25 protein-coding genes are annotated in these 23,402 nt (G+C 61.9%); 7 read left to right on the plus strand and 18 right to left on the minus strand.

Annotation, left to right across the window (positions count from 1 at the left end):
• Positions 1-23: 23 nt before the first annotated feature.
• The 9 genes from mdcH to CLM72_RS26465 all read right to left on the minus strand — a co-directional run bounded on the left by mdcH (position 24) and on the right by CLM72_RS26465 (position 7,114).
• Positions 24-923 carry a malonate decarboxylase subunit epsilon gene (gene mdcH / locus CLM72_RS26425; RefSeq protein WP_105228838.1) on the minus strand — a complete coding sequence of 300 codons (900 nt, stop codon included), beginning with the start codon at positions 921-923 and terminating at the stop codon, positions 24-26.
• The gene (locus CLM72_RS26430) at positions 920-1,516 is read right to left on the minus strand and encodes a malonate decarboxylase holo-ACP synthase (RefSeq protein WP_105228839.1); all 597 of its coding nucleotides are present in this window, start codon (positions 1,514-1,516) and stop codon (positions 920-922) included. The genes mdcH and CLM72_RS26430 overlap by 4 nt, the downstream gene beginning before the upstream one ends.
• On the minus strand, positions 1,510-2,280 hold the full coding sequence (gene mdcE / locus CLM72_RS26435) for a biotin-independent malonate decarboxylase subunit gamma (protein ID WP_105228840.1): 771 nt from the start codon (positions 2,278-2,280) through the stop codon (positions 1,510-1,512). The genes CLM72_RS26430 and mdcE overlap by 7 nt, the downstream gene beginning before the upstream one ends.
• The gene (locus tag CLM72_RS26440) at positions 2,277-3,119 is read right to left on the minus strand and encodes a biotin-independent malonate decarboxylase subunit beta (protein ID WP_105228841.1); all 843 of its coding nucleotides are present in this window, start codon (positions 3,117-3,119) and stop codon (positions 2,277-2,279) included. Before CLM72_RS26440 ends, mdcE begins: the two co-directional genes overlap by 4 nt.
• On the minus strand, positions 3,112-3,411 hold the full coding sequence (locus tag CLM72_RS26445; protein WP_054897567.1) for a malonate decarboxylase subunit delta: 300 nt from the start codon (positions 3,409-3,411) through the stop codon (positions 3,112-3,114). Before CLM72_RS26445 ends, CLM72_RS26440 begins: the two co-directional genes overlap by 8 nt.
• Positions 3,411-4,244 carry a triphosphoribosyl-dephospho-CoA synthase gene (locus CLM72_RS26450; protein ID WP_105228842.1) on the minus strand — a complete coding sequence of 278 codons (834 nt, stop codon included), beginning with the start codon at positions 4,242-4,244 and terminating at the stop codon, positions 3,411-3,413. Before CLM72_RS26450 ends, CLM72_RS26445 begins: the two co-directional genes overlap by 1 nt.
• Entirely contained in the window at positions 4,245-5,915 is a 1,671-nt protein-coding gene (mdcA, locus tag CLM72_RS26455; protein WP_105228843.1) for a malonate decarboxylase subunit alpha, read from the minus strand.
• 83 nt (positions 5,916-5,998) lie between these two features.
• Positions 5,999-6,571, minus strand: a complete 573-nt coding sequence (locus CLM72_RS26460; RefSeq protein WP_146120451.1) for a hypothetical protein — start codon at positions 6,569-6,571, stop codon at positions 5,999-6,001.
• A gap of 306 nt (positions 6,572-6,877) precedes the next feature.
• Positions 6,878-7,114 carry a DUF6124 family protein gene (locus tag CLM72_RS26465; protein WP_105228845.1) on the minus strand — a complete coding sequence of 79 codons (237 nt, stop codon included), beginning with the start codon at positions 7,112-7,114 and terminating at the stop codon, positions 6,878-6,880.
• A 377-nt stretch (positions 7,115-7,491) separates the two neighbouring features.
• Here CLM72_RS26465 and CLM72_RS26470 point away from each other — a divergent pair, with 377 nt between their 5' ends.
• On the plus strand, positions 7,492-7,770 hold the full coding sequence (locus CLM72_RS26470) for a type II toxin-antitoxin system RelE/ParE family toxin (protein ID WP_056783018.1): 279 nt from the start codon (positions 7,492-7,494) through the stop codon (positions 7,768-7,770).
• 14 nt (positions 7,771-7,784) lie between these two features.
• Positions 7,785-8,072: a HigA family addiction module antitoxin gene (locus tag CLM72_RS26475; protein ID WP_020301914.1), complete on the plus strand. Its 288-nt coding sequence runs from the start codon at positions 7,785-7,787 to the stop codon at positions 8,070-8,072.
• Between the two features lie 115 nt (positions 8,073-8,187).
• On the opposite strand, the gene CLM72_RS28870 is transcribed toward CLM72_RS26475, so the two are convergent.
• The 9 genes from CLM72_RS28870 to pilG form a co-directional block, all read right to left on the minus strand.
• Positions 8,188-8,364, minus strand: coding sequence for a DUF6124 family protein (locus CLM72_RS28870; RefSeq protein ID WP_219848556.1), 177 nt, complete (start codon positions 8,362-8,364; stop codon positions 8,188-8,190).
• 195 nt (positions 8,365-8,559) lie between these two features.
• Positions 8,560-8,979 carry a hypothetical protein gene (locus CLM72_RS26480; protein WP_105228846.1) on the minus strand — a complete coding sequence of 140 codons (420 nt, stop codon included), beginning with the start codon at positions 8,977-8,979 and terminating at the stop codon, positions 8,560-8,562.
• Positions 8,957-9,340 carry a polymorphic toxin type 44 domain-containing protein gene (locus CLM72_RS26485; RefSeq protein WP_105228847.1) on the minus strand — a complete coding sequence of 128 codons (384 nt, stop codon included), beginning with the start codon at positions 9,338-9,340 and terminating at the stop codon, positions 8,957-8,959. Before CLM72_RS26485 ends, CLM72_RS26480 begins: the two co-directional genes overlap by 23 nt.
• Before the next feature lie 288 nt (positions 9,341-9,628).
• A complete protein-coding gene (locus tag CLM72_RS26490) occupies positions 9,629-10,084 on the minus strand; it encodes a chemotaxis protein CheW (protein ID WP_003195048.1) in 456 nt (151 codons plus the stop codon).
• Positions 10,077-15,896, minus strand: coding sequence for an Hpt domain-containing protein (locus CLM72_RS26495; protein WP_105228848.1), 5,820 nt, complete (start codon positions 15,894-15,896; stop codon positions 10,077-10,079). The genes CLM72_RS26490 and CLM72_RS26495 overlap by 8 nt, the downstream gene beginning before the upstream one ends.
• A 175-nt stretch (positions 15,897-16,071) precedes the next feature.
• Positions 16,072-18,123: a methyl-accepting chemotaxis protein gene (locus CLM72_RS26500; RefSeq protein WP_105228849.1), complete on the minus strand. Its 2,052-nt coding sequence runs from the start codon at positions 18,121-18,123 to the stop codon at positions 16,072-16,074.
• Complete coding sequence (locus CLM72_RS26505; RefSeq protein ID WP_105228850.1) at positions 18,120-18,644, minus strand: chemotaxis protein CheW; 525 nt, start codon at positions 18,642-18,644, stop codon at positions 18,120-18,122. The genes CLM72_RS26500 and CLM72_RS26505 overlap by 4 nt, the downstream gene beginning before the upstream one ends.
• Positions 18,645-18,655: 11 nt before the next feature.
• Complete coding sequence (gene pilH / locus CLM72_RS26510; RefSeq protein ID WP_014720320.1) at positions 18,656-19,021, minus strand: twitching motility response regulator PilH; 366 nt, start codon at positions 19,019-19,021, stop codon at positions 18,656-18,658.
• A gap of 46 nt (positions 19,022-19,067) precedes the next feature.
• On the minus strand, positions 19,068-19,475 hold the full coding sequence (gene pilG / locus CLM72_RS26515; protein WP_014720321.1) for a twitching motility response regulator PilG: 408 nt from the start codon (positions 19,473-19,475) through the stop codon (positions 19,068-19,070).
• 238 nt (positions 19,476-19,713) lie between these two features.
• Between pilG and gshB the strand changes: the two genes are divergently transcribed.
• The 5 genes from gshB to pyrR all read left to right on the plus strand — a co-directional run bounded on the left by gshB (position 19,714) and on the right by pyrR (position 23,378).
• Positions 19,714-20,667, plus strand: coding sequence for a glutathione synthase (gene gshB / locus CLM72_RS26520; protein WP_034128936.1), 954 nt, complete (start codon positions 19,714-19,716; stop codon positions 20,665-20,667).
• A 77-nt stretch (positions 20,668-20,744) separates the two neighbouring features.
• Positions 20,745-21,650 carry an energy transducer TonB gene (locus CLM72_RS26525; RefSeq protein WP_034128937.1) on the plus strand — a complete coding sequence of 302 codons (906 nt, stop codon included), beginning with the start codon at positions 20,745-20,747 and terminating at the stop codon, positions 21,648-21,650.
• Between the two features lie 82 nt (positions 21,651-21,732).
• Positions 21,733-22,302 carry a YqgE/AlgH family protein gene (locus CLM72_RS26530; protein ID WP_060763957.1) on the plus strand — a complete coding sequence of 190 codons (570 nt, stop codon included), beginning with the start codon at positions 21,733-21,735 and terminating at the stop codon, positions 22,300-22,302.
• Positions 22,302-22,739: a Holliday junction resolvase RuvX gene (ruvX, locus tag CLM72_RS26535; protein ID WP_105228851.1), complete on the plus strand. Its 438-nt coding sequence runs from the start codon at positions 22,302-22,304 to the stop codon at positions 22,737-22,739. Before CLM72_RS26530 ends, ruvX begins: the two co-directional genes overlap by 1 nt.
• A 132-nt stretch (positions 22,740-22,871) precedes the next feature.
• Positions 22,872-23,378, plus strand: coding sequence for a bifunctional pyr operon transcriptional regulator/uracil phosphoribosyltransferase PyrR (gene pyrR / locus CLM72_RS26540; protein ID WP_019817751.1), 507 nt, complete (start codon positions 22,872-22,874; stop codon positions 23,376-23,378).
• The last annotated feature ends 24 nt before the right edge of the window (positions 23,379-23,402 follow it).

A 23,402-nucleotide genomic window follows, 5' to 3' on the forward strand; every position in this document is an offset into this window, starting at 1 on the left:
CTTCGAAAGCCTTGGGTACTGCGTTATCGGTGGCGGCGCTCCTCCTCTTGCAGCAGGGCCTGCAAGGTATCCAGGCGGGCGCCTTCGCAGGCGATCACCGTGCCTTGTTCGAAAACACGGCGTGACAGACCGGTGAGCACCGCGCCCGGAGGCAGTTCGATTTGCAGGCGCACACCGCGCTCGTAGGCGCTTTGCACGGTGCCGCGCCAATCGACGACGCGGCACATATTGAAGGCCAGGTCGTCACGCAGTTGTTCGGGGTTGTGGATAGGTCGCGCGCGGGTGCTGCTCAGGTAAGTAATGCGCGGCGCCTTGAGTGGGACGAAGGCTTGGAACAGTGCCTGGGCGGGTTGCTCCAGCAACGGGCAGTGAGACGGCACGCTGACGGCCAAGCGCTTGGCGACACCGTTGCCTTTGATGCGCTCGGCAACTCGCTTCATCGCCTCGTTGCTGCCGGCGATGACGGTCTGGTTGTCGGCATTGATATTGGCCAGGTACACCGGCGTATGCGGGCTGTGGATATCCGCCAGCAAGGCCTCGACGCTGGAAAGATCAGGGCCGATCAGCGCCGTCATGCCATAGCCCTGTGGATAAGCCTGCTGCATCAGTTCGCCCCGCAGGCTGACCAGTTTTATCGCATCAGCGAAGTCCAGGGCCCCGGCCATCACCGCGGCTGGGTAGGCGCCGATGGACAGGCCCGCCACATAATTCGGCGTGCACTCTAATCGCCGGGCATGAGCCACGCCGGCGATCAACAGGCACAGTTGCACAGCCCGCGTCGATTCAAGCGCCTGCGCCGAGTCGAGCCGACGAACGTCTTCACCCAGGGCATCGCTGGCCTCTTGCAGAATGTCGGCCGGCAACGCCTGGAGCATGCCGCTGCGTTGGGCGCCCTGCCCCGGAAACACCAGAAGGCTACTCATGCCACGGCCTGCCAAGGGTCGAGCACAAGGTGCGCACCGCTGACGGTCTTGAGCAGTACACGGCGTGAGGGGCCGGCCCATTCGCGCAAGGCGACGGCGCCGAAAGGGGTTTGCAGTTGCAGGTCGACGGCACAGGGCGCGGTGTCCAGAATCGCCAACAGCGCTCGCGCCTCGCTACGATCCAGGGGCTTGGCCGTGCACAGAATCAAATCCAGGTCACTGTTGGCATGCAGCGCTTCAATGCCACTGGCCAATTCAAACCCGGCACTGCCGCTGACGCCCCAGTCTTGCTGCGCCAGCACCGGCCGCAGTTGATCGAGGGCCCGCAGCGCCGGTAAATCCCGAGGTGAGACCACCGCTCGCAAAGCTTGCGGAGCCACCCGCCGTTGCACCGCCGCCACGGGCATCCGGGCGGCAAAACGCTGCTCACGCAAACGCCCACGCACACCGACCGCCACATGGCCCGGCTCGGCGATGGCACGCCGCACCACTACCGGATGCCCGGCACGGATCGCGTCCCGCACCCAGGCCGGGGCATCGGCAGGCAGATGCGCCAGGGTCATGCCCCAGAGCAAGTCGTGGGCGTTCACCATTGCTCCCGCAACAGCTGGCGCACTCGGCTGGAGGCGGCTCGGTTGGTGGCGCCGAGGCGTGAGCTCAAGTCGGTACTGCCGATATCCTTGACCGCCTGCACCAGGCAATCGCTGACTCGCGCCACGTCATCCGCCGTGGGGTGTTCAATCTGGGTGACTGACAACGTCTCCCACAGCAACCCCAGGCTGGCATAGCTGTCGATGTCGTAGGCCATCGGCGGCACGCTGGCGGCCAGGGTTTCCAATTCTTCGACGCTGCGCAAGGTCACCCGGGCGGCCGAGGCTTTGCCCATGGCATGCACCATCACGCCCGGGTCGCGCAGGGCGATCAGGCGATTAGCCTGGTAGCCGTGGGCGAGGAACGCCCCCGACATGGCCTTGCCCACCAGCAGGGCGATCACCGGGTGGCCGGCGAGCCTAGCGCGAGCGTAGCTGTCAGCGGCGGCGGCCAAGGCCTGATGAATGCCAAGGGCTTCTTCGCGACGACCATAGGCTTGGCTGGGTACGTCGACGATAGCGATGATGGGGCGCTTGTCACCCCGGGCGATGGCTTCGTCCACAGCCTTGGCCAAGCCCCAGCCTTCCAGTAGGCCGACTTCGCCATTGCGGGCGCGGGGGAAGCGGTTGTGCGGGTCGGGGACCACGGCGATATAGCGCACCGCCTGTTCACCCAACACACCATCCGCCACTTTCAATGAGCCCGGCAAACCTTCGACCGGCGTTGCGTTGGCGCTCAATGCGTTGAACCACTGCAAGCCTCTCATGAGCGTTCTCCCTGATACAGCGCGCGAACCGTCGCCGGCTCGATTTGCGCGCTCGCGTCCAGTTCGGCCAGGCGCGCCAGGTAAAAATCAGCGCGCCGGCTGCGCGGTTGTGCGGGCACGCCCTGCTGCAACAGTGTGCTGACGGTCTGCTGGATCTGCGCCACATCGTCGGCCACATAACGGTCGGCCAAGCCACTGTTGAAGCGCTGCTCGCCACCGGTAAGGCTCCAGATAAAGGGGCGGTCGCGGGAGTCGTATTCCTCCAGGCCAGCCTCCTGCTCGATCACCTGCGGGCCATTCAAGCCCAGGCGTGCTTCGCGAGTGACCACCAGGTAACTGCACAAGCCAGCCGCGATGGACATGCCCCCAAAGCAACCGACACTGCCGGCCACCACGCCGATCACTGGCTGGTACTGGCGCAGGTCGACAATCGCCGCATGAATGTCGGCAATGGCAGCCAGGCCCAGGTTGGCTTCCTGCAAGCGCACGCCGCCCGTTTCCAGCAGTAGCACCGCGCAGGTGGGGATGCCGTTGCGGTTGTCTTCGGCCGCCAGCTCCAAGGCGCCCGCGATTTTCGCGCCGCCAACTTCACCCAGGCTGCCGCCCTGGAAATTACCCTCGATCGCGGCAATCACCACAGGCTTGGCGCCGATGCTGCCCTTGGCGATCACCACACCATCATCGGCCTGGGGCACCACGCCCTGGCGGCTGAGCCACGGCGACATGACCCGCTGGAACGGGTCGATCAACTCGCGGAAGGTGCCCGCATCCAACAGCGCCTTGGCGCGCTGCCGGGCGCCAAGTTCGACAAAGCTGTGTTTAGCGAGTAAGTCAGTCATGGCCGACCTCCTCGAAACCTTGCTCCAATCGCAAGCGCACCACACCGGGCGTGGCACCGAAGTCGTGGATATCAATGTTCAGGGCCGGTGGCGTCTGCTCCTGGAAGATGCGTTCGAACAGGTGCTGCCAGCGTTGCTGCGCGCCATTGACCGAGGTTTGCACCTGGATGGTCAAGGTGCCGGGCGTGCCCGGCTCCAGCAGCACTTCCAGGTCGCCCGAGCCGACGCAACCCACCAGCGCACGGCCTTTGGGGGGCTGCCCGGCGGGGAATTCAAAGGATAAGGTTTCCATCACAACGCTCCGTCGAGGCGGTCGATAAACAGGCAGGCGGCCAACAGGTCGGCGGCGCCGCCGGGGGAGGCATTCAAGGCCAGCAGTTGCAGGTCCAGTTCATGCAGTTGGCGGCGTCCGGCCAGGGTTGCGCTGCCACCGGCGTCGAGCACGGCCTGGGCGCCCTGTTGCATGGCAGCCAGGCCTTCGGTACCGGCGCGGTAGAGCACGCAGGTGTCTGCCAGGTCCGTCATGATCGCCAGCAAAGCATCCAGCCGGGCGTTCTGCTCACCGGCGTTTTCGCGGCGGCTCTTGTGCAGTTGCGGCAGGCCGCGCTGCATCACCGAGGGAAAACCGAGCTGGGCTTCTTCACGGGCACCGCGTGCGCCGTAGCGCTGCGCAACCTGGGCACCATGGCTCATGGGCTGCGGGGCGAAGCGGTCGTTGAGCAGGGCCAGCTTGGCGGCGGTCAGGGTTATGGTGCGCGGCTCCAGGGCCGCCGCAGCGGTGAGCAACCCCAGGGCCCAGATCGCACCGCGATGGGTGTTCACGCCCTGGGTGGTGGCGAGCATGGCCTGCTCACCTTCCCGGCCAATACGCCCGAGCGCTTCGCGCAGGGGCAGGCCGACTTCGCCGATGTCGAGCGCGGCCTCGGCCATTTCCTTGAACATCGGCCACAGCGACAGCGCCGAGGCGTGCATCAGCCCCAGGTGCAAATCGCTGTGGGCGCCGTTACCGCGCCGGTCTACCAGGGCAGGTTTAGGCGACAAATCCGCTTCGTCGATCAGCGCATCCACGGCCATATCCGCCAGGCGATCGGCCAGGCTCAGTTCATGCTGTTTGAGCGCGCGCATTTACCAGCTCCTGAATTTGGCGGGCGGGTTGTAGAGGCCACCGGACCAGTCCACCAGGTCGGCCACGCTCTTGGCGGCCAACAACTCGCGGGTGGCGTCGGTGCGGCGAATACCCAAGTCTTCGGGCAAGGCAATCAAGCCTTCGCGGCGCATGCGCGCAGTGTCCTTGGGGTTGTGGCGCATACCGATGGCGGTCACCCCGGCGACGGCGGCGATCATTGCCTGACGTTCTTCCAGGGAGCGCGCCTTGTACAGGTAGGCGATGCCTTCTTCGGTGAGCAAGTGGGTGACGTCGTCACCGTAGATCATGATCGGCGCCAGGGGCATACCGCTTTTGCGGGCCACTTCCACCGCGTCGAGGGTGTCGACAAAGGTCGGTTTGCCGCCTTCCTGGAAGGTCTCGACCATTTGCACCACGAGTTTTTTGCCGCGTTCAAGCAAGGCCTCAGGCGCATCGTCGTGGCGCATATCCAGCCAGGCTGGTGTGCCATGACGGCGGCCCCGTGGGTCGTGGCCCATGTTCGGCGCGCCACCGAAACCTGCGAGGCGGCCACGGGTCACGGTGCTGGAATGCCCGTCGCCATCCACTTGCAGGGTGGCGCCGATAAACAGGTCCACGGCGTATTGGCCGGCGAGTTGGCAGAACATGCGGTTGGAGCGCATCGAGCCATCGCGGCCGGTGAAGAACACATCCGGGCGTGCGGCAATATAGTTTTCCATGCCCAGTTCGGTGCCGAAGCAATGCACGCTTTGCACCCAACCGCTTTCAATCGCCGGGATCAATGTGGGGTGCGGGTTGAGGGTCCAGTTGCGGCAGATCTTGCCTTTGAGGCCCAGGGATTCGCCGTAGGTGGGCAGGATCAATTCGATGGCGGCGGTGTTGAAGCCAATGCCATGGTTGAGCGACTGCACATTGTGTTTTTCGTAGATGCCACGGATCGCCATCATCGCCATCAACACATGCACCGGCTTGATATGGCGCGGGTCGCGGGTGAACAGCGGTTCGATGTAGAACGGCTTGTCGGCCACCACCACGAAATCGACCCAGCTTGCGGGGATGTCGACGCGGGGCAAGTCGGTGACGTCATCCACCAACTGGTTGACTTGCACGATGACGATGCCATCGCTGAAGGCGGCGGGCTCGATCAGCGCCGGGGTGTCTTCGTTGCTGGCGCCGGTGTAAATGTTACCGGCCCGGTCAGCCATGAAACCAGCGGAGAGCACCACGTTGGGGATCAGGTCCACCACCAGCCGGGCGTAAAGTTCTATGTAGGTGTGGATCGCGCCGATTTCCAGCAGGCCGTCTTCCAGCAACTGGCTGATGCGCAGGGATTGGGTGCCGGCGAAGGAAAAGTCGAGCTTGCGGGCGATGCCTTTCTCGAACAAATCCAAGTGCTCGGAGCGCCCGACACTGGGCATGATCATGTGCAAATCGTGGAGCTTGGCCGGGTCGGCCTTGGCCAGGGAGCGCGAGAGAAAATCGGCCTGCTTCTGGTTGTTGCCCTCCAGCACCACGCGGTCGCCGGGGAGGATCAAGGCTTCAAGGGCCTCGACGATCTTGTCACTGGGCAACACCGCCCCGTCTGCATACTGTTTGACCAGCCCGAGCCGCCGCTGCTTCTCGTCGCGCCGCCGCGTCCAGCGCGAGTCGGGGGTGATGGTTGTTGTCATGGTCGCTCCACGGGGTTTGCTGTCGTGGGCTGTACCTTAGGAGCGAATGTGGAGAGGCATCAATCAAGCTTGGTGCTGGATCGTTACGGCTGGAGTAACGGTGCAGCACCACGCCTGCGGTAATACATTGATGTGCTCACTATCGAGCAAGCCACCAGACTATTTAACGTCAGTATCCAACCCGGTGCCTTGGACCATACCGAGGCGAGCGTCCCTGTATAGAGCACCAAGAGCACAAGTAGTAAAAGGAATAGACCCAGTCCGACCGACTCTTCCCATTTAGCGAATTTGTTACGGCACTCAAGCAGCACAATGCTCAAAAAGGTGAACAGGAAGGTAATAAGCATGATGCCAAGCGCATGATCAGTTGCCACTATGCGACCGGAGAGCTTCGAAATAAGGAAAAGAAAAATCATGGACAGAGAGGACAGCCCCAACCAGACAAAGGCGTAATCAAGAATGTTGAACAACGCCAGTTTGAATTTCAACGCCTCGACCGCGTTCGGCTTGGTCACGAGTGCAACAGCTAGCAGACCGGACCCCAGCCCTCCAAGGGTCATGATGATGAAGTTGTTTAAAACGTTAATTGTGTCTTCGGGAACACCGATCAACTGGATCAGCAGTAGGATGATCACTGCACCTACAGTCGAAATCATGGCCCCCATAGCGCACCACGCCCCTCAGCCAATGACCTGACTGCGGACGCTGTTGCGGTCACTGTCAGGCCCCATAAGATCAAAGCGCCGGTAACCATGTTGTAGAGAAATGAAAAACTGTTGCCTACTGCGCCAAGAAATTCCATCACGCCCACATCACTCCATCCCTAAAACTGAATCCTCCTTATCGGCCGTAGCACATAAAGCTTGATGTAGAAGCTGGCTTGCCTGCTCCAACATTGGTCGGTGGTGTTGATTAGATAGCGGTCCCAAAGAGGGAACGATCAGTCACTTTTTGGGACCGTTTCAAGTTGCTGGCGACGGGCTGACTTGCTCCAGCGCTCTATCAACCAACAACTGCCCCAACTCTACCAATTGCTGGATCCCCAGCATGATGGCGCGCTGGGAAGTGTCTAGGTCGAAGGCCAGGTTGCAGGTGAGTGCGTTGAGGGAGGACAGGGTTTCGCTGGCGTTGACCAGCAGGGTTTCGGTGTCTTGGTGCGGGTTTACGGTGAAGAGGTTGGATGAGGAGGAGTTCGACATGGTATGCGGTTCCTGAATGTCTCATTAAGGAACGCCTTTGGTTCTAGGCGTCTTGTGCGCCTAAACAGGTTTCTCGGACTTGCACGTCCGTGTCACCGTTTTTTGCGATGACGGAGCGAAGACTAGGCGTGCGGACCTCTCACCACAAGTTCATGCATAGCCCAAAATCTTGCGGGAAAAATCCTAAGTCCACCTCCACCATCATCCTTCCGATAGGCAGCAAAGAATGCTCCGACAGGCTTTTCAGGTTGTTGCTCGGAACTCGCCTCTCTAGCCTTTTCCATCCGAATCGTGCCACGGGCAGACATCATGAATCCGACCGTTAAACCCGATGCAAGGCCATTGCAGAGTGTGATGCATCACATCACAATCATGCCATGATCGTTAGCTGGAAACATAAGGGACTCAGGGCCTTCTATGAGACCGGTTCAACCAGAGGCATCAACGCAAATCATGCAAAGCGCTTGCGCCGCGTTCTGCTCATTCTGGACAAAGCCGAGCACCCAGATGCACTGGACCTGCCCGGCTGGCGCTTCCATCGTTTGAAGGGCGACCTGCTTGACTACTGGTCCGTCAGCATAAGTGGTAACTGGCGCATTATTTTTCGGATGTTCGACGATCAGGTCGAACTAGTCGACTATCTTGACTACCACTGAGTAGAGGCATTGATATGGGTATGCACAATCCACCTCACCCAGGTGAGATCCTGCTTGAAGATGTGATCCCTGCCTTGGGCATCACCATCACCGAGATGGCGAGACGCCTGGGTTTCGCCCGTGAGACTTTTTCAAGGATCTTGCATGGCCACGCCCCGGTCAGCCCGGATCTTGCCGTTCGGTTGGAGCGCGCGGGCGTGAGTACCGCCCAGTTATGGTTGTCGATGCAAAGTGCTTATGACTTATGGCAGGCCGAGCACCGGGAGCAGCCAGTGATTGAACGGTTTGCGCGGATTGATTGAGACCTAGAGATGCGCGTAGCTCGTTGTGGGAGCTTGCCTACTCCCACATTGGTCGGTGGTGTTGGTTAGATAGCGGTCCCAAAGAGGGAACGATCAGCCCCTTTTTGGGACCGTTTCAAGTTGCTGGCGACGGGCTGACTTGCTCCAGCGCTCTATCGACCAACAACTGCCCCAACTCTGCCATTTGCTGGACCCCCAGCATGATGGCGCGCTGGGAAGTGTCCAGGTCGAAGGCCAGGTTGCAGGTGAGCGCATTGAGCGAGGACAGGGTTTCGCTGGCATTGACCATGATTTACAGCTCCGATATGTGATGGAGGCTGCCCTCTTCCGCTTGCACGCAGATAAGGTGGCAGCCGTGCGCAGGTGTGCAAGACCGGGCATATCGGACCCCGGCAGATTCCGAAGATTCTCCCACGCACAGCTGTCATAACGAGTACGGCAGGCATAAAAAAGGCCCGCTTGCAGGAAAAATCTGAGCGCCGGCCCATCACAACACCATCATCACCCTGACCTTCCCAAGGCCCTCCAGCGCATAACTGTGGTACTCATACACTTCTCCCTGAATAACCAGATGCAGGGCACCACCCTCATTATTGACTTGAACATCCGGCTCTTTTGTTTTGAGAAAAGCAGGTGCCGACACTAATGCGCTGAGTATTTCCTGATCACTTCCCAAATCCTTATGCACGTAGTACCTGTAGGAAAACCCCACCGTCGCGCCACCTTGGGCATCTCGCGCACCATAGATCGACATACCGTTGCCCAGGGAATGCTTCAACACCACTTCATCCAGGTCCGGTGTTCCGGGCGACAGGACCCAACTGCCGCCGATATAGAGCAGGCAGATCACAAGCAGGCAATTACGCAGAACAGGTATGAGGCGCTTAGTGGCCTTGCGAAATGGCATATTCGATACCTCTTCTTATCCAATATTGGTCCCGTGGGTCATCACCAAAAGGCTCACCGCCCCACCATGATCCAAAATCCGGACGAGTCGTTCTGACGACGGTTTGAGCCACACCGGCGGCTCGCAGCAACACATTTTCGGGAATGCCCAGCACCGTGCCCGTGGCACCGTAATTGAAGTTACCAAAGGCTTCGTACTGACGCCCCTGCTTCTTGTAGTTCCAAGGGCCGGCCGCACGGACCTGGGAGTAAAACCGGGAATAGGCGAATGCCGAGCCGGGCTTGAGATAAATGCGTTTGCAGTTGGATATCGCCATGTTTTCAAGAATTGAAACACCGGGCGGCATTAACGGTACGGCCATTTGCGAGTCCTTGCTGGCAGTGAGGAGTGCAGAAACTAGCCACTGCACTACGGCCTGAAAACCCGCCTATTCCAAATTCAGAACTCGCCTACAGCAACTCCATCCTATTCCGACACTCATCGATTATTTGCACGCTCTGCGTGGATTGGTTGAGACCTGGAGATGAGCGCAGCTCAGTGTGGGAGCAGCTTACCTGCGATAACGATGGGTCAGTTGCAGAGATGTTGACTGACAGGCCGCTATCGCAGGCAAGCCAGCTCCCACATTTGATCGTCATAGGGCTCAGGATCAGGCCAGGCCGGACTCTACCAGCAGCGCTTCAAGCCCCATCAAATCCGGCACCTTCGCCACCTGCTCCCCCACTTGCACCGCCGCCAGTTCCAGCGGGCACAGGGGGACGTCCACGTAGCTCAATTCGCTGTCGAGCTTGTACGAGCGGGGAATACCCTGGATCACCAGGGCAATGAACTTCAACGTCGGTCGCCCGCCCAGTGCATTCAACACCACGATGCGTGAGCGTTCTCCCGTCATGCTGGCTTCACCGCAGGCCGCCTCAAAGCTGATCAACGGAATCTGCCGATCGCGCCAGGTCACTTGCCGCAGATACCACGGCGGCGCATCGCTGGCCGGTTCGCCGCGCTGGAAGTCGATCAGTTCGGCCACGGCAACGTTGGGCAGCACCAGGTGGCGGTCGGCCAGGGGCAGTAGCAGGCCGGTGAGCTGGCTGGTGCGGTGTTCAAGCATGGGACTTGCTCCAATAAGCGATGCTTTCCAGCAGCACCGACTCTTGGTACGGCTTGCCGAGGTAGTCGTTGACGCCAATGGCCATGGCGCGGTCGCGGTGTTTCTGGCCGGTGCGCGAGGTGATCATGATGATCGGCAAGCGCATCAGGCGCGGGTCGTTGCGTATCTGAATGGCCACTTCGAAGCCGTCCATGCGCGGCATTTCGATGTCGAGCAGCATCAGGTCCGGGGTGTGCTCCTCAAGCACCGCGAGGGCGTCGATGCCGTCCTTGGCGGTGAGCACGTTCATGCCGTTGCGCTCCAGCAGGCGGCTGGTGACTTTGCGCACGGTGACCGAGTCGTCTACCACCAGCACCAGTAGCGGGCGTTTTTTCAATGGGTCGTTGAGGATCAGCGGCGCATCCACTGCCTGGGCCGGCAAGGCCGGTTGCCGAGCGCGGATGTGCGCCAGCAGGTCGATGATCAGCACCACATGGCCGTCGCCCAGGATGGTCGCGCCGGTCACGCCCTGCACCCCGGAGAATTGCGGCCCCAGGCCCTTGACCACGATCTCGCGGGTACCGGCCATGGCATCCACGTGCACCGCCACGCGGCGTTCATTGCAGTGCACCAGCAGCACTGGCACCGGCTGGTACTGGCCCAGCAGTTTAGGGCGGCTGGCGGTATGCAGCAGGTCACCGAGGTAGAACAACTCGTAGCGCTGGCCGGCGTATTCATAGTGCGGTGGGTCTTGCTGGTAGTGCCCCGCCAATTCGTGGGGCAGCACGCGCACCAAGCCTTCGATGGTGTTGAGCGGGATCGCGTATTGGTCGTCCGCGCAGTGCACCATCAGCGCACGATTGACCGACACGGTAAACGGCAGGCGAATGCGAAAATGCACGCCCATGCCCGGCGTCGAGTCGATCACCATCGAGCCGCCGAGCTGGCGCACTTCTTCATGCACCACGTCCATGCCCACGCCGCGCCCGGAAATCTGGGTGATTTTTTCGGCAGTGGAAAAGCCCGGTTGCAGGATGAACTGCAACACGTCACGGTCGCTGATCTCTTGATGGGGCGCGAGCAGGCCGCGCTTGATCGCCTTGCGTCGCACCGCTTCGAGGGGCACACCCGCGCCGTCGTCACGCATGTCGAAGACGATGTCGCCGCCTTCGTGGGTCAGGTCCAGGGTGATGCGGCCCTTTTCCGGTTTACCCGCAGCCAGCCGCACTTCGCGGGACTCCAGGCCGTGGTCGACGGCGTTGCGCAGCATATGCTCCAAGGGGGCCGCCATGCGTTCCAGCACATTGCGGTCCATCTCGCCTTCGGCATTGCCGACGATAAACTCCACGTCCTTGCCCAACTCGCCCGCCACTTGCCGCACGATGCGCTTGAGGCGTGGCAACATGCGCTCGAAAGGCACCATGCGCGTGCGCATCAGGCCTTCCTGCAATTCGGTGTTGATGCGTGCCTGTTGCTGCAGCAGGTTGTGGGCATCCTGGTTGCGGCGCTCAAGGGTGTCCTTGAGATCGAGCAGGTCGGAGGCAGATTCGGACAGCGCACGGGCCAGCTGTTGCAGCTGCGAGTGGCGGTCCATTTCCAGCGGGTCGAATTCTTCGTAGCCCAGGCGTTCGGCCTCGGCTTGCTGGCGGCTCAAGAGGCGGCCCTGGGTTTCGCTGTCGAGCCGACGCAGTTGGTCGCGCATGCGCTCGATGGTGGTTTCCATCTCACTCAAGGCAATGCGCGCATCCTTGACTTGCTGCTCGATACGCCCACGGAAGATCGAGGTTTCGCCGGCCAGGTTGACCAGGTCATCGAGCAAGTCGGCAGAGATTTTCACCATGTCGGCAGCCGGATCGGCGACCGCTTCGGCCTTGCCCGCCGGCAGCGCCACCGGTGTGACCGGCTCATCACTGGGGTGCACCAGGCTCTTGATGCGTTCGATGAGTTTATCCACCGAACCCACCGGCAACCCCTCTGCCACGGCGTCGATCATCTGCGCCAGGCGATCATGGCAACCTTGCAGCAGTGCAAACAACTCAGGGGTCGGCGCGAGCAAACCGGCGGAAAGCCCTTCGTAAAGAAATTCCAGCTCATGGGCCAGATCGCCGATCGGCCCGATCTCGACCATGCGTGCACCACCCTTGAGGGTGTGCAGGTCACGCAGCAGGGTTTCCACCTCTTGGCGATTGCCCGGCTCGTCTTGCCAGCGCAAAAGCGCGCTGCCTGAGCTGTCGAGGATATCGGCGGCTTCTTCGAGGAATATATCCAGCAATTCCGGGTCGGCACCCGAGGCTGGCGCCACCGCAGCCGGCGCTGCCGGGCTGCTGGCCTGGCGCAATTGCCGCAGCCCTTCGATCAGTTCGGCGCCGTCACTCAAGGGTTGCTGTTGTTGCAGTTCTTCCAATTGTTGTGCCAAGCGTTCGTGGCTGGCCATCAGTGCCTGGGACAGCTCGACGGAATAGCTGTAGCGGCGGTCTACCAGACCCTCATAAACGCATTCGAGCTCATGGGCCAAGTCGCCCACCGGGTCGATTTCGGCCATGCGCGCACCACCCTTGAGGGTGTGCAGATCCCGCTGCAACGAGGACAAGGGCGCAGCGCTGTCGGGCTCCAGTAACCAGCGCTTGAGCGACTGGCCGGCGCTGTCGAGGATGTCTACGGCCTCCTCAAGGAAGATCTCGACAATCTCGTCGTCCATCGCGGTGGCGTGATCCAGCTGCGCAGTGGCCGCGCCCAACTCGGAGATACTCAGGGTGCGGCTGCCGTCGCTTTTGATCAGGCCTGTGGCGGACGGGTCCAAGGCTTCGTCCAGCAACGCACGCAACGCCTGCAGCCGTGCGGGCGCGGGGCTGATTTCCTGGCCGGCGGCCAACTGGTCGAGCATGTTGATCAGCGCGTCATGGGCCTGTTCGGCCTCGTGGAAGAACCGGGCGCTGACCGCCAGGCTGCTTTCCTCTACCGCGCCATACAGGTCGAGCAAGGCTTCGCACAACGCGTCGATAGGATGCAGGTCGGCAAGGTGCGCACCCTCGCCCAGGGTGGTCAGTTCGTCCAGCAACGCCGTGAGTTCCTGACGGTCGCCGGGGTGTTGCTGCCAGCGGCGCAGCAGGCTTTCGGCGTCGAGCAGGATGTCCATGCCCTGGGCCAGGAAGTTGGTGATCAAGTGCGGGTCACGCTTGACGCGCAGGCCGGCCGTGGGCGCGTCGAGCAAGGCGGCCAGTTGATGCTCCAGCAGGTGTTGGGTGCGGCTGATCACGCTGGCCGCGCCGTGGATCGGCGCCAGGGGATTGTTGTCCAGGTCACGCACCCCGCGCTGGAACAGCCCTTGTGCCTCAAGCAACAACGCCATTTCGTCCTTGTCCAGCGGCACGCGGTGGGCCTTGTACTCACGGGTGAGGTGATCCAGCGGGCGCGCCAGTTCGGCAATGGGCAACACGCCGGCCATGTAGGCGCTGCCCTTGAGGGTGTGCAAGGCGCGCTGCAGTTCATCGCTGACCTGCAGCGGCACCTGCTCGGCGGCCTGTTGCAGGAAGTGGTCGAGGCTGTCCAGATGGCCCAGGGCTTCGTTGCGGAAGATCTCCAGCAGCATTGGGTCATGGGGCTCGGTGGTCGACGTTGCAGCGCCACTGGCCAGGGCATGGGCACGGGCGGCCAAGGCGTCGACTTCATCGCGCTGGCGCTGGTCGTCGCTGGCGAAATCGGCGATCAGCTCCGGCAGCAGGGCCACGGCCTCATCCAACACCTGCCGCACCTCAGGGCCAAGGACTACACTGCGTTCCAGCACGCGATTGAGCAGGTTCTCCACGGCCCAGGCCAGCTCGGCCAGCACTAGGGCGCGCACCATGCGGCCGCTGCCCTTGAGGGTATGGAAAGCCCGGCGCATTTCGCCCTGGGCGGCTTTGTCCGCGCTGTCGGGCAGGTAGCGATGCAACACGTCGAGGACTTCATCGGTTTCTTCCAGGAAGACTTCGCGCAGTTCATCGTCAATCGGTTCTTCACCGGCCGGCGGCGGCAACAGGCTACCGGGACGCTGCAAGGCTGGAGGGTTGAGACGTGATGCAGGGCTGGCCAAGGCATCGAACTGGGATTGGTTTGGCGCAGCCTCGGTGGACAGCGCCCCCTCGGGCGCAGCCAGGGCCTGCCGCCAGGGTTTTTCCACCGGCAGGTAGCCCAATGCATTCAAGCCCTGGGTGGCCAACTCCAGCACTTTTTCCCCTGCCGCGTCAGGGTCTTGAAGCATGCGCTCGAGGTAGTACTCCAGGCTGCTGACCACCTCGGCGAAATGCGCCAGTTGTGTCGCCGAAGGGGCGGCCTCGTTGATCATCAATTGCTCGTCGACGTAATCGGTGCAACCGCGCATCAGGCTCGCCGCACGCGGCAAGGGAATCATCGCCAGGGCACCACGCACCTGGCTCAGTAGCTCGGGCAAGGACTCCAGGCGCTGACGATCCCAATCAGCCTCAATGCAGTCGATCACCAGCTCCTTGGCTTGGCGCAGGCACTGGCACGACTCACGAATCACCAACTGATGGATCTGGGTCAGGTCGGTGGTGGGCAAGCGGCTGTCTTCACGGCTTTGCGGTTCGACGGTGCCGATCATCCCGGCCAACGTCGCTTCGACATACAGCAACGCGCCGGCCACATCCATCAACACCGCGTCATTGGGTTCGCGCTGCCCCTGGACCAGGCTCAACACCACGGCGAGTTGGTCGATGATCACTTTGCGCGGCTGGCCGAAACCCAGCACCGCGAGGGTATCGGCGATCTGCCGCAACGGCGCCAGCAACGGCTCGAGGTCCTGGGTGTGCTGCCGATCACTGCGCACGAACAGATCCAGGCGTTCCTTGACCCGCACCAGTTCCTCACACAACGCCCCGAGTACCGAGCCCATGGCATTGCGATCCGGCCCGGCCAGCCGTGCACGTTCAGCATCGACCACGGCGCTGTCGGGCAAGGCTTCGTCCAAGCCGTAGCGTTCCTTCAGGCTCTGCATGCGCGGCGTCGGCCGGGTGACTTTGGCGACGTAGAACAACAGGCTCTTGAGCAACTCATCCGGTGCCGGCTGGTTGATGCCATTGATGCCTTGAACCAGCAAGCGCTTGAGTTGCTTGTCGCTGGCCTTGAGCAGGCTGCGCAGCGCCGGGCTGTTGGCGACCACGCCGGTGAGCATGCCTTCGACCAACGCCGAGGTGACCTGCCACAAAGGCAGCAGCGGCGCACCCTGGCATAGCGCTTCAAGGCGTGCGAACACCCGCGCCATGTCTTCCAGGTTGCTGGGGCCGTGGTCTTCACGCAGCAACCCGGCGAGGGCTTGTTGCAGCAGGTGGCGCCATTGGCGCAACTGCTCATGCAGATCCGGCGTGGCCCGTTGGGCCAGGGCTTGCTCAGGCAACGGTTCGATCGATAGCAGTTGCGGGCTGAACAGGCTGGTTTCCGATAGCAGGCTTTCACCACGGGCGCTGCGCAGGTCGTTGAGCAGCGGTAGCACCACCAGCGGCAAGTCGCGGCGGGCACTGTGCACGCGGTCGAGGTACAGCGGCAGTTGGCCGAGGGCTTGTTGCAGCAGGCGGATACTTTCATCGCGTTGGCCAACTTGCCCGGCCTGTAGCGCAAGGGCCAGTTCCTCGATCTCTTCGGCCAGCAGCGCCGCGCCGTAGAACTCGACTATTTGCAGCGCGCCATGTACCTGATGAATACCGGCCAGGCATTCGCTTAGAGCGTCGTCGTCATGGGTTTCAACGTACGCGTCCAGGGCCGACCGGGCCTGCTTCAGGGTTTCGGCAATATCGCCCTTGACCCATTCGAGGGCCACATAGTCGTGCCGATCAACCATAACTGCTCCGCTTAGAATTCATGAGTTACTGGTATCTCACAAACAATGGAGATCCAATGTGGGAGCTGGCTTGCCTGCGATAGCGTTGGGTCAGCACTATATCTGTATCTGACAGACCGCTATCGCAGGCAAGCCAGCGCCCACAGTTGGACTGTGGTGTTCTTCAGGCCGTATTTCAATCATCGACCTGCTTGGGCGGCGGCAAGGTAAAACCCGATACCGACCTGCGCAACTGGCTGGCCATCTTCGCCAGGTTACCAATGCTTTCTGCGGTGGCGGTGGAACCCGACGACGTCTGGGTGGTGATCTGCTGGATCACGTTCATGGTCAGGGAAATCTGCCCCGCCGATGAGGTCTGTTGCTGCGCCGCGTTGGAAATGCTCTGGATCAGCGCTGCCAGCGTTTTGGACACGCCTTCGATCTCTTCCAGCGCCACCCCGGCGTCCTGGGCCAGGCGTGCGCCGCGCACCACTTCGGTGGTGGTCTGCTCCATGGAAATCACCGCTTCGTTGGTGTCGGCCTGAATGGTGCGCACCAGGGTTTCGATCTGCCGGGTGGCCGCCGAGGAGCGTTCGGCCAACCGTTGCACTTCATCGGCCACCACCGCAAAACCGCGCCCGGCGTCACCGGCCATGCTGGCCTGGATCGCGGCGTTGAGAGCGAGGATGTTGGTCTGGTCGGCGATGTCGTCGATCAGGCTGATGATGTCGCCAATTTCCTGGGACGATTCGCCCAAACGCTTGATGCGCTTGGCGGTGTCCTGGATCTGCTCGCGAATGTTGTCCATGCCGTGGATGGTGTTGTGCACCACCTCGTTGCCTTTGTTGGCGATCTCTACCGAGCGTTCAGCTACCGCCGAGGATTCGGCCGCGTTGGCCGACACCTGGTCGATGGACTGCGCCATCTGATTGATCGCCGTGGACGCTTCGGCAATCTGCTGGGCCTGATGCTCCGACGCCTGGGCCAGGTGCATGGCGGTGGCCTGGGTGTCCTGCACCGCACCGGCGACCTGCCCGGCAGTGAGGTTGATGGTGGCGACCAGGTCGCGCAGTTGATCCACGGAATAGTTGATGGAGTCTGCGATGGTGCCGGTGAAGTCTTCGGTGACCGAGGCGGTGACGGTGAGGTCGCCGTCAGCCAGGTCTTCGATTTCATCCAGCAGGCGCATGATCGCGTTCTGGTTGCGCTCGTTCTTCTGCGCGGTTTCATGCAGTTGGCGGTTGGTCTCGCGCACCATGACCAGGCCGATCAGGATGATCGAGGCCAGCGCCAGCAAGCCCAGCACGTAACCGCCGATGGTGTCGAAGCTGCGCCCGCTGGCGAGGTTTTCAAAACCCGTGGCCAGGTGCGAGGCTTCATCGAGCAGGGTTTGCGACAGGTTGAAAATATTGCTCGCCGAGGCGCGCACCTGGAACAACTGCGGCGAGGTCTCGAGAATTTCATCCACGGAGCCGGAGACAAATTCGAACAGCTCGGCGATGTCCGCCAGCCGCGCCCGAGCGTCCGGGTCTTCAACCTGGGTGATACGCAGCCCCGGGTTGCCGTTGAGCATGCCATTGAGCACCACGCCAAAACGGTTGGCATCGCGACCGAAGGCATCGGCGGCCTGCACGGCGGTTTCATCCCCCGCCAGCACCGTGTTGACCGCCCCCAGGATACGTTCGGCCAGCAGCGACTGGCGCTGGGCCAACGCCACCTGGCTGGCCGGAGCGCCGCGTTGCAGCAGGATATCGACGACCTTTTCCGACTCCATTTGCAGTTGCGGCACGGTTTCGGCCAGGGTCGCCGCCACCTGGTGCAACGACAACACGGTTTGCTCGCTGGCCAGGATGGCGTCGGTGTTTTTCAGCAGCGCCTCCCAGTCGGTCTGCACCGCCCGCATTTCGGCGCGCACCGCACTGGGCGCCGCCGGCAAGCCGGTTTGCGGGTCACCTTTTTTCAGGTAGCCCCAGCGTTGGGCAAAATCGTTGCGCGCATCGCCCAGCAGCTTGAACGCCGCCGCTTTCCCGGCAGCGGCCTCGGTGGCGTTCTTGGCAATGCGCTGGGACAGCACGCGCAGCTCACCGGCGTGGCCGATGTACTGCTTATCGTAGGTGGACTGGGTGTTGAGGTACGCGAAGTTGGCGAACAGCAGCATGATGAACACGATCAAGGCGATAAACAGCACGATGATCTGCGAACGGCTGCGTGAAGCGGCCTGGGGTTTGGGCGTGGTAGCGGTGCTCATGCGGCAACATCCATGAAGCCAGGGGCCTGGGCCAGGGCGAAGGGGCTGAAGACGTGCCACGGCGGGTCGCCGTCGAACTGGCCCTGAATAAACGGCGCACTCGAGGCAGCGCTCGCCACCCAGGCATCCAATGGGAAATGCTGCATGCCTACCACCTCATCTACCAGCAGCCCGACAAACAGGTCGTTGAACTCCACCACCAGCACCCGCCGTTGCTTGCGCGCCCTGGACAACTCAAGGCCCAGGAAACCGCCCAGGTCCATCACCGGCAGCAAGCGCCCGCGCAGGTTGGCCACGCCCTTGACCCAGGGCTTGACCCCCGGCATCAAGGTGCAACGTGGCTCATGCAACACCTCGGCGACTTCGCCCATGGGCGCCACGTAGGCGTTTGGCCCTATGCGGAAAGCGATGCCGCTCCAGCGTTGCAGGCGCGTTTCCTGCGACGGCAGGTCCGCGGCCAGCAAGCGGCAGCGGCGGTCGATGTCCAGCAGCAGCTCGAAGGCGGTTTGCGACTCGGTCATGATCGCAAGCCTTAGCCGGCCAACACCTTGTTCAGGGTGGCAATCAGGGTTTCTTCATCCACAGGCTTGGTCAGGTAGTCCTTGGCGCCCTGGCGTGCGCCCCAGATCTTGTCGGTTTCCTGGTCCTTGGTGGTGATAATGATGATCGGGATACCGTTGGTTTCCGGCTCCTTGGACAACTGGCGCGTGGCCTGGAAGCCGTTGAGGCCGGGCATCACGATATCCATCAGCACCGCGTCGGGCTTTTCCTGGCGGGCCAGGGCCACGCCGTCCGCGCCGTTTTCGGCCTTGAGCACCTGGTGGCCATGCTTTTCCAGCATGCCGGTGAGTTTGTACATTTCGGTCGGCGAATCGTCGACGATCAGAACACGTGCCATGGTTTTCCCCGCTACATTGGTCGGCGCCGGCCCTCGTGAGGCGGCGTCAGTGTGCTTGTTCTACTGCGGCGAACCCAGGCACATAGGCCTTGATCGCCCCCAGCAGTTCTTCCTTGCTAAAAGGCTTGGTCAAAAATTGATCGACACCCACGATGCGCCCCTTGGCCTTGTCGAACAGGCCGTCCTTGGAAGACAACATGATCACCGGGATCGACTTGAACGCCGGGTTGTTCTTCACCAGGGCGCAGGTCTGGTAGCCGTCCAGGCGCGGCATCATGATGTCGACGAAGATAATGTGCGGGTGATGATCGACAATACGGGCCAGGGCGTCGAAACCGTCGATCGCCGTGATGACCTCGCACCCCATGTTCTTCAACAGCGTCTCGGCGGTGCGGCGGATCGTTTTCGAATCGTCGATCACCATCACCTTCAAGGCGTTGGAATGCTGTTCCATATCTGCTCTACCATCGCCACAGCGAATCGGTTTTCGGTGTGTACTGCCTGATGTTGCACAGGATGAACGCCGCAAGCCTTGGAATTCAAGGGCTGCTGCGCCGTGCCAGCCTTTTTAGCACAGTCTCCTGGCGCAATCTATCGAGGCACCCGCCCAGTGGTTTTTCCTTGACCCACAACAGCCGCAGCGCCACTCTGACGCCACTTTTATGCGCCCCAATTTGCTAGAGGAAATCCCCATGAGCGTTCGCGTCGGCATTGTCATGGACCCTATCGCCAGCATTTCCTATAAAAAGGACAGTTCGCTGGCCATGCTCCTGGCCGCCCAGGCCCGCGGCTGGACCTTGTTCTATATGGAGCAGCGCGACCTTTACCAGGGTGACGGCGAGGCCCGCGCACGCATGCGCCCGCTGCAGGTGTTTGCCAACCCCGAGAAGTGGTTCGAGCTTTCTGACGAAATCGACAGCCCGCTGAGCGACCTCGACGTGATCCTGATGCGCAAGGATCCGCCGTTCGACATGGAATTTGTGTACTCCACCTACCTGCTGGAGCAGGCTGAACGTGCCGGCGTGCTGATCGTCAACAAGCCGCAAAGCCTGCGCGACTGTAATGAAAAGCTGTTCGCCACCCTGTTCCCGCAGTGCACGCCACCGACCGTGGTCAGCCGCCGCGCCGATGTACTGCGTGAATTCGCCGCCAAGCATGGCGACGTGATCCTCAAGCCGCTGGACGGCATGGGCGGCACCTCGATCTTCCGTCACCGCGCCGGCGACCCGAACCTGTCGGTGATCCTCGAAACCCTGACCGCCCTAGGCACCCAGCAGATCATGGGCCAGGCCTACCTGCCGGCGATCAAGGATGGCGACAAGCGTATCCTGATGATTGACGGCGAGCCGGTGGATTATTGCCTGGCGCGCATCCCGGCAGCCGGCGAGACCCGTGGCAACCTGGCGGCCGGTGGTCGCGGTGAAGCGCGGCCGTTATCAGAAAAAGACCGCTGGATTGCCGCTCAAGTCGGTCCAACCCTGCGGGAAAAAGGTCTGCTATTTGTCGGATTAGACGTAATTGGCGAGAACCTCACTGAAATCAACGTCACCAGCCCGACCTGTATTCGCGAGATCGACAACGCATTTGGCACGAACATCGGCGAAATGCTGATGGCCGCCATTGAACGCAAGCTACAAGCCAAGTGACATAGAACAGCCGGACACCTACCAACATTGCGTTATCATGCGCCACCTGTGAAACGCGCGATGTTGGTTTTCTTGTCATGACACTCCCGTCCGATCTGCCCCCCGAATTCTCCCCCAGCGGCGTGCGCCCGGCCGATCGTCTCGGTTTTACCCTGTTTCTCGCTGCCTTGATTCATCTCGCCCTGCTCCTGGGTGTGGGGTTCACCCTGGTCGAACCCAAGCAGATCACCAAGACCCTGGAAATCACTCTCGCCACGTTCAAGAGCGAAAAGAAGCCCGAAAAGGCTGACTTTCTCGCCCAGGACAACCAACAGGGCAGCGGCACCCTCGACAAGAAAGCAGTGCCCAAGACCACCGAGGTAGCGCCCTTCCACGACAACCAGGTCAAGAAGGTCACTCCGCCGCCAGCGCCCAAGCCTGAGGTCAGGCAGGCCACGCCCAAGGCTGCGGTGACCACTGTCGCGCCCAAACCGCAAAAAGCCCCGACCCAGCGCGAAAAGGCCAAGACCGAACCCAAGCCCGAGCCAGTGAAACCTGCGCCGACGTTCGACAGTTCGACGTTATCCGACGAAATTTCCAGCCTGGAAGCCGAACTGGCCCATGAGCAACAGCTTTATGCCAAGCGCCCGCGCATCTACCGCCTGAACGCCGCCTCAACCATGCGCGATAAAGGTGCCTGGTATAAGGACGAGTGGCGCAAGAAGGTCGAACGCATCGGCAACCTCAATTACCCGGACGAGGCGCGGCGCCAACAGATTTATGGCAATTTGCGCTTGCTGGTGTCGATCAACCGTGACGGCTCGCTGTATGAGGTGCAGGTGCTGGAGTCCTCCGGCCAGCCGCTGCTGGACCAGGCTGCGCAACGCATCGTGCGCCTGGCCGCGCCCTTTGCGCCGTTCAGCGGCGACTTGAGCGACGTGGACCGCCTGGAAATCATCCGCACCTGGCGGTTCGCCAAGGGCGACCGGTTGTCCAGCAACTGATCGCACAGATCGTTCCCACGCTCCGCGACCGGGCTCGCGCCCGCACTTGTCAGTTCGTCCCTCCAACGCCACACTAGCGGACATGAAAAACGTCAGCCCGACCTACCTCAAGCACCAATTCCTGATCGCCATGCCCCATATGGCCGACCCGAACTTTGCGCAGACCTTGACCTACATCGTCGAGCACACGGCCAATGGTGCCATGGGGTTGGTGGTCAACCGCCCGCAGGAGCTGAACCTGGCCGATATCCTTGAGCAACTGCGCCCGGAAATCGACCCGCCGGCGCGTTGCCAGGGCGTACCGATCTACATCGGCGGGCCGGTGCAGACCGATCGCGGTTTTGTGCTGCACCCCACCGGGCCGACGTTTCAGGCCACGGTAGACCTTGAGGGGGTGTCACTGTCCACATCCCAGGACGTGCTGTTCGCCATCGCCGACGGCGTCGGCCCTGAGCAAAGTGTGATCACCCTGGGCTACGCCGGTTGGGAAGCCGGGCAACTGGAGGCCGAACTGGCCAGCAATGCCTGGCTGACCTGCCCGTTCGACGCTGACATCCTGTTCAACACCGCCAGCGAACTGCGCCTGGAAGCGGCAGCAGCCAAGCTGCGGGTCAACCTCAGCCTGCTGACCAGCCAGGCGGGGCACGCCTGATGGCCTTGCGTCTGATCCTCGGTTTTGACTACGGCACCAAACAGATCGGCGTAGCGGTTGGCCAGGTCATCACCGGCCAGGCCCGCGAGCTGTGCACCCTCAAGGCCCAGAACGGCGTGCCGGACTGGAGCCAGGTCGAAGCCCTGATTAAAGAGTGGAAGCCTGACGCGGTGGTGGTCGGCCTGCCCCTGAACATGGATGGCACCCCCAGTGACATGTGCCTGCGCGCCGAGAAATTCGCGCGCCGCCTCAATGGCCGCTACAACCTGCCCTTCTATACCCACGACGAACGCCTCACCACCTTCGAAGCCAAGGGGGAGCGCCGCGACCGTGGCGGGCAAAAGGGCAGTTACCGCGACAACCCGGTAGACGCCATCGCCGCGGCCTTGCTGTTGCAGGGCTGGCTGGATGAAAACACCGCTTTATTTGAATCCTGACCCGCCGCGATCCTGTGGGAGCGGGCTTGCCCGCGAAGAACGTTAACGATACCGCGATAAGGCTGGATGAACGCGGTGCCCATGAGTTTTTCGCGGGCAAGCTCGCTCCTACACACTTGATAAGGAGCCACCATGAGCTTGCCGAACCCTGCCGAACTGATCAGCCAGATGGCGATACGCCTCAAGGCGCACCTGGAACACCGTGCCATCAGCGAACCGCGTTTTATCGGCATACGCACCGGTGGCGTGTGGGTAGCCCAGGCATTGCTGGAAGCACTGGGCAGCGATTCGCCCCTGGGCACCCTGGATGTGTCCTTCTACCGCGACGATTTCAGCCAGAACGGCCTGCATCCACAAGTGCGCCCTTCGGCCCTGCCCTTCGAGATCGAAGGCCAGCACCTGGTACTGATCGACGACGTGCTGATGAGCGGCCGCACCATCCGCGCCGCCATGAACGAACTGTTCGACTATGGCCGCCCGGCCAGCGTGACCCTGGTGTGCCTGCTGGACCTGGATGCCGGCGAACTGCCGATCAGCCCGGACGTCGTAGGCGCGACCCTGTCGCTTGCCCCCCAGCAGCGGGTAAAATTATCCGGTCCTACGCCGCTCGAACTCGAACTGCAAGACCTTGCCCTTTAAACCGCCTTGTAAAGAGTCCCCGCG

The sequence above is a fragment of the Pseudomonas sp. MYb193 genome (assembly GCF_002966775.1).
Classification (GTDB): Bacteria; Pseudomonadota; Gammaproteobacteria; order Pseudomonadales; family Pseudomonadaceae; genus Aquipseudomonas; species Aquipseudomonas paracarnis.

Excerpts from the sequence above, each read along its gene's own strand:
- CLM72_RS26525 (WP_034128937.1), top strand. The coding sequence starts at position 20,745 with ATGACACTCCCGTCCGATCTGCCCCCCGAATTCTCCCCCAGCGGCGTG.
- gshB (WP_034128936.1), top strand. The coding sequence starts at position 19,714 with ATGAGCGTTCGCGTCGGCATTGTCATGGACCCTATCGCCAGCATTTCC.
- CLM72_RS26495 (WP_105228848.1), bottom strand. The coding sequence starts at position 15,896 with ATGGTTGATCGGCACGACTATGTGGCCCTCGAATGGGTCAAGGGCGAT.
- CLM72_RS26465 (WP_105228845.1), bottom strand. The coding sequence starts at position 7,114 with ATGTCGAACTCCTCCTCATCCAACCTCTTCACCGTAAACCCGCACCAA.
- ruvX (WP_105228851.1), top strand. The coding sequence starts at position 22,302 with ATGGCCTTGCGTCTGATCCTCGGTTTTGACTACGGCACCAAACAGATC.
- CLM72_RS26475 (WP_020301914.1), top strand. The coding sequence starts at position 7,785 with ATGGGTATGCACAATCCACCTCACCCAGGTGAGATCCTGCTTGAAGAT.
- CLM72_RS26440 (WP_105228841.1), bottom strand. The coding sequence starts at position 3,119 with ATGACTGACTTACTCGCTAAACACAGCTTTGTCGAACTTGGCGCCCGG.
- pilG (WP_014720321.1), bottom strand. The coding sequence starts at position 19,475 with ATGGAACAGCATTCCAACGCCTTGAAGGTGATGGTGATCGACGATTCG.
- mdcE (WP_105228840.1), bottom strand. The coding sequence starts at position 2,280 with ATGAGAGGCTTGCAGTGGTTCAACGCATTGAGCGCCAACGCAACGCCG.
- CLM72_RS26500 (WP_105228849.1), bottom strand. The coding sequence starts at position 18,123 with ATGAGCACCGCTACCACGCCCAAACCCCAGGCCGCTTCACGCAGCCGT.
- mdcH (WP_105228838.1), bottom strand. The coding sequence starts at position 923 with ATGAGTAGCCTTCTGGTGTTTCCGGGGCAGGGCGCCCAACGCAGCGGC.
- CLM72_RS26460 (WP_146120451.1), bottom strand. The coding sequence starts at position 6,571 with ATGATTTCGACTGTAGGTGCAGTGATCATCCTACTGCTGATCCAGTTG.
- CLM72_RS26485 (WP_105228847.1), bottom strand. The coding sequence starts at position 9,340 with ATGGCCGTACCGTTAATGCCGCCCGGTGTTTCAATTCTTGAAAACATG.
- pyrR (WP_019817751.1), top strand. The coding sequence starts at position 22,872 with ATGAGCTTGCCGAACCCTGCCGAACTGATCAGCCAGATGGCGATACGC.
- CLM72_RS26445 (WP_054897567.1), bottom strand. The coding sequence starts at position 3,411 with ATGGAAACCTTATCCTTTGAATTCCCCGCCGGGCAGCCCCCCAAAGGC.
- CLM72_RS26505 (WP_105228850.1), bottom strand. The coding sequence starts at position 18,644 with ATGACCGAGTCGCAAACCGCCTTCGAGCTGCTGCTGGACATCGACCGC.
- CLM72_RS26480 (WP_105228846.1), bottom strand. The coding sequence starts at position 8,979 with ATGCCATTTCGCAAGGCCACTAAGCGCCTCATACCTGTTCTGCGTAAT.
- CLM72_RS26530 (WP_060763957.1), top strand. The coding sequence starts at position 21,733 with ATGAAAAACGTCAGCCCGACCTACCTCAAGCACCAATTCCTGATCGCC.
- pilH (WP_014720320.1), bottom strand. The coding sequence starts at position 19,021 with ATGGCACGTGTTCTGATCGTCGACGATTCGCCGACCGAAATGTACAAA.
- CLM72_RS26450 (WP_105228842.1), bottom strand. The coding sequence starts at position 4,244 with ATGCGCGCGCTCAAACAGCATGAACTGAGCCTGGCCGATCGCCTGGCG.
- CLM72_RS26490 (WP_003195048.1), bottom strand. The coding sequence starts at position 10,084 with ATGCTTGAACACCGCACCAGCCAGCTCACCGGCCTGCTACTGCCCCTG.
- CLM72_RS26470 (WP_056783018.1), top strand. The coding sequence starts at position 7,492 with ATGATCGTTAGCTGGAAACATAAGGGACTCAGGGCCTTCTATGAGACC.
- mdcA (WP_105228843.1), bottom strand. The coding sequence starts at position 5,915 with ATGACAACAACCATCACCCCCGACTCGCGCTGGACGCGGCGGCGCGAC.
- CLM72_RS26430 (WP_105228839.1), bottom strand. The coding sequence starts at position 1,516 with ATGGTGAACGCCCACGACTTGCTCTGGGGCATGACCCTGGCGCATCTG.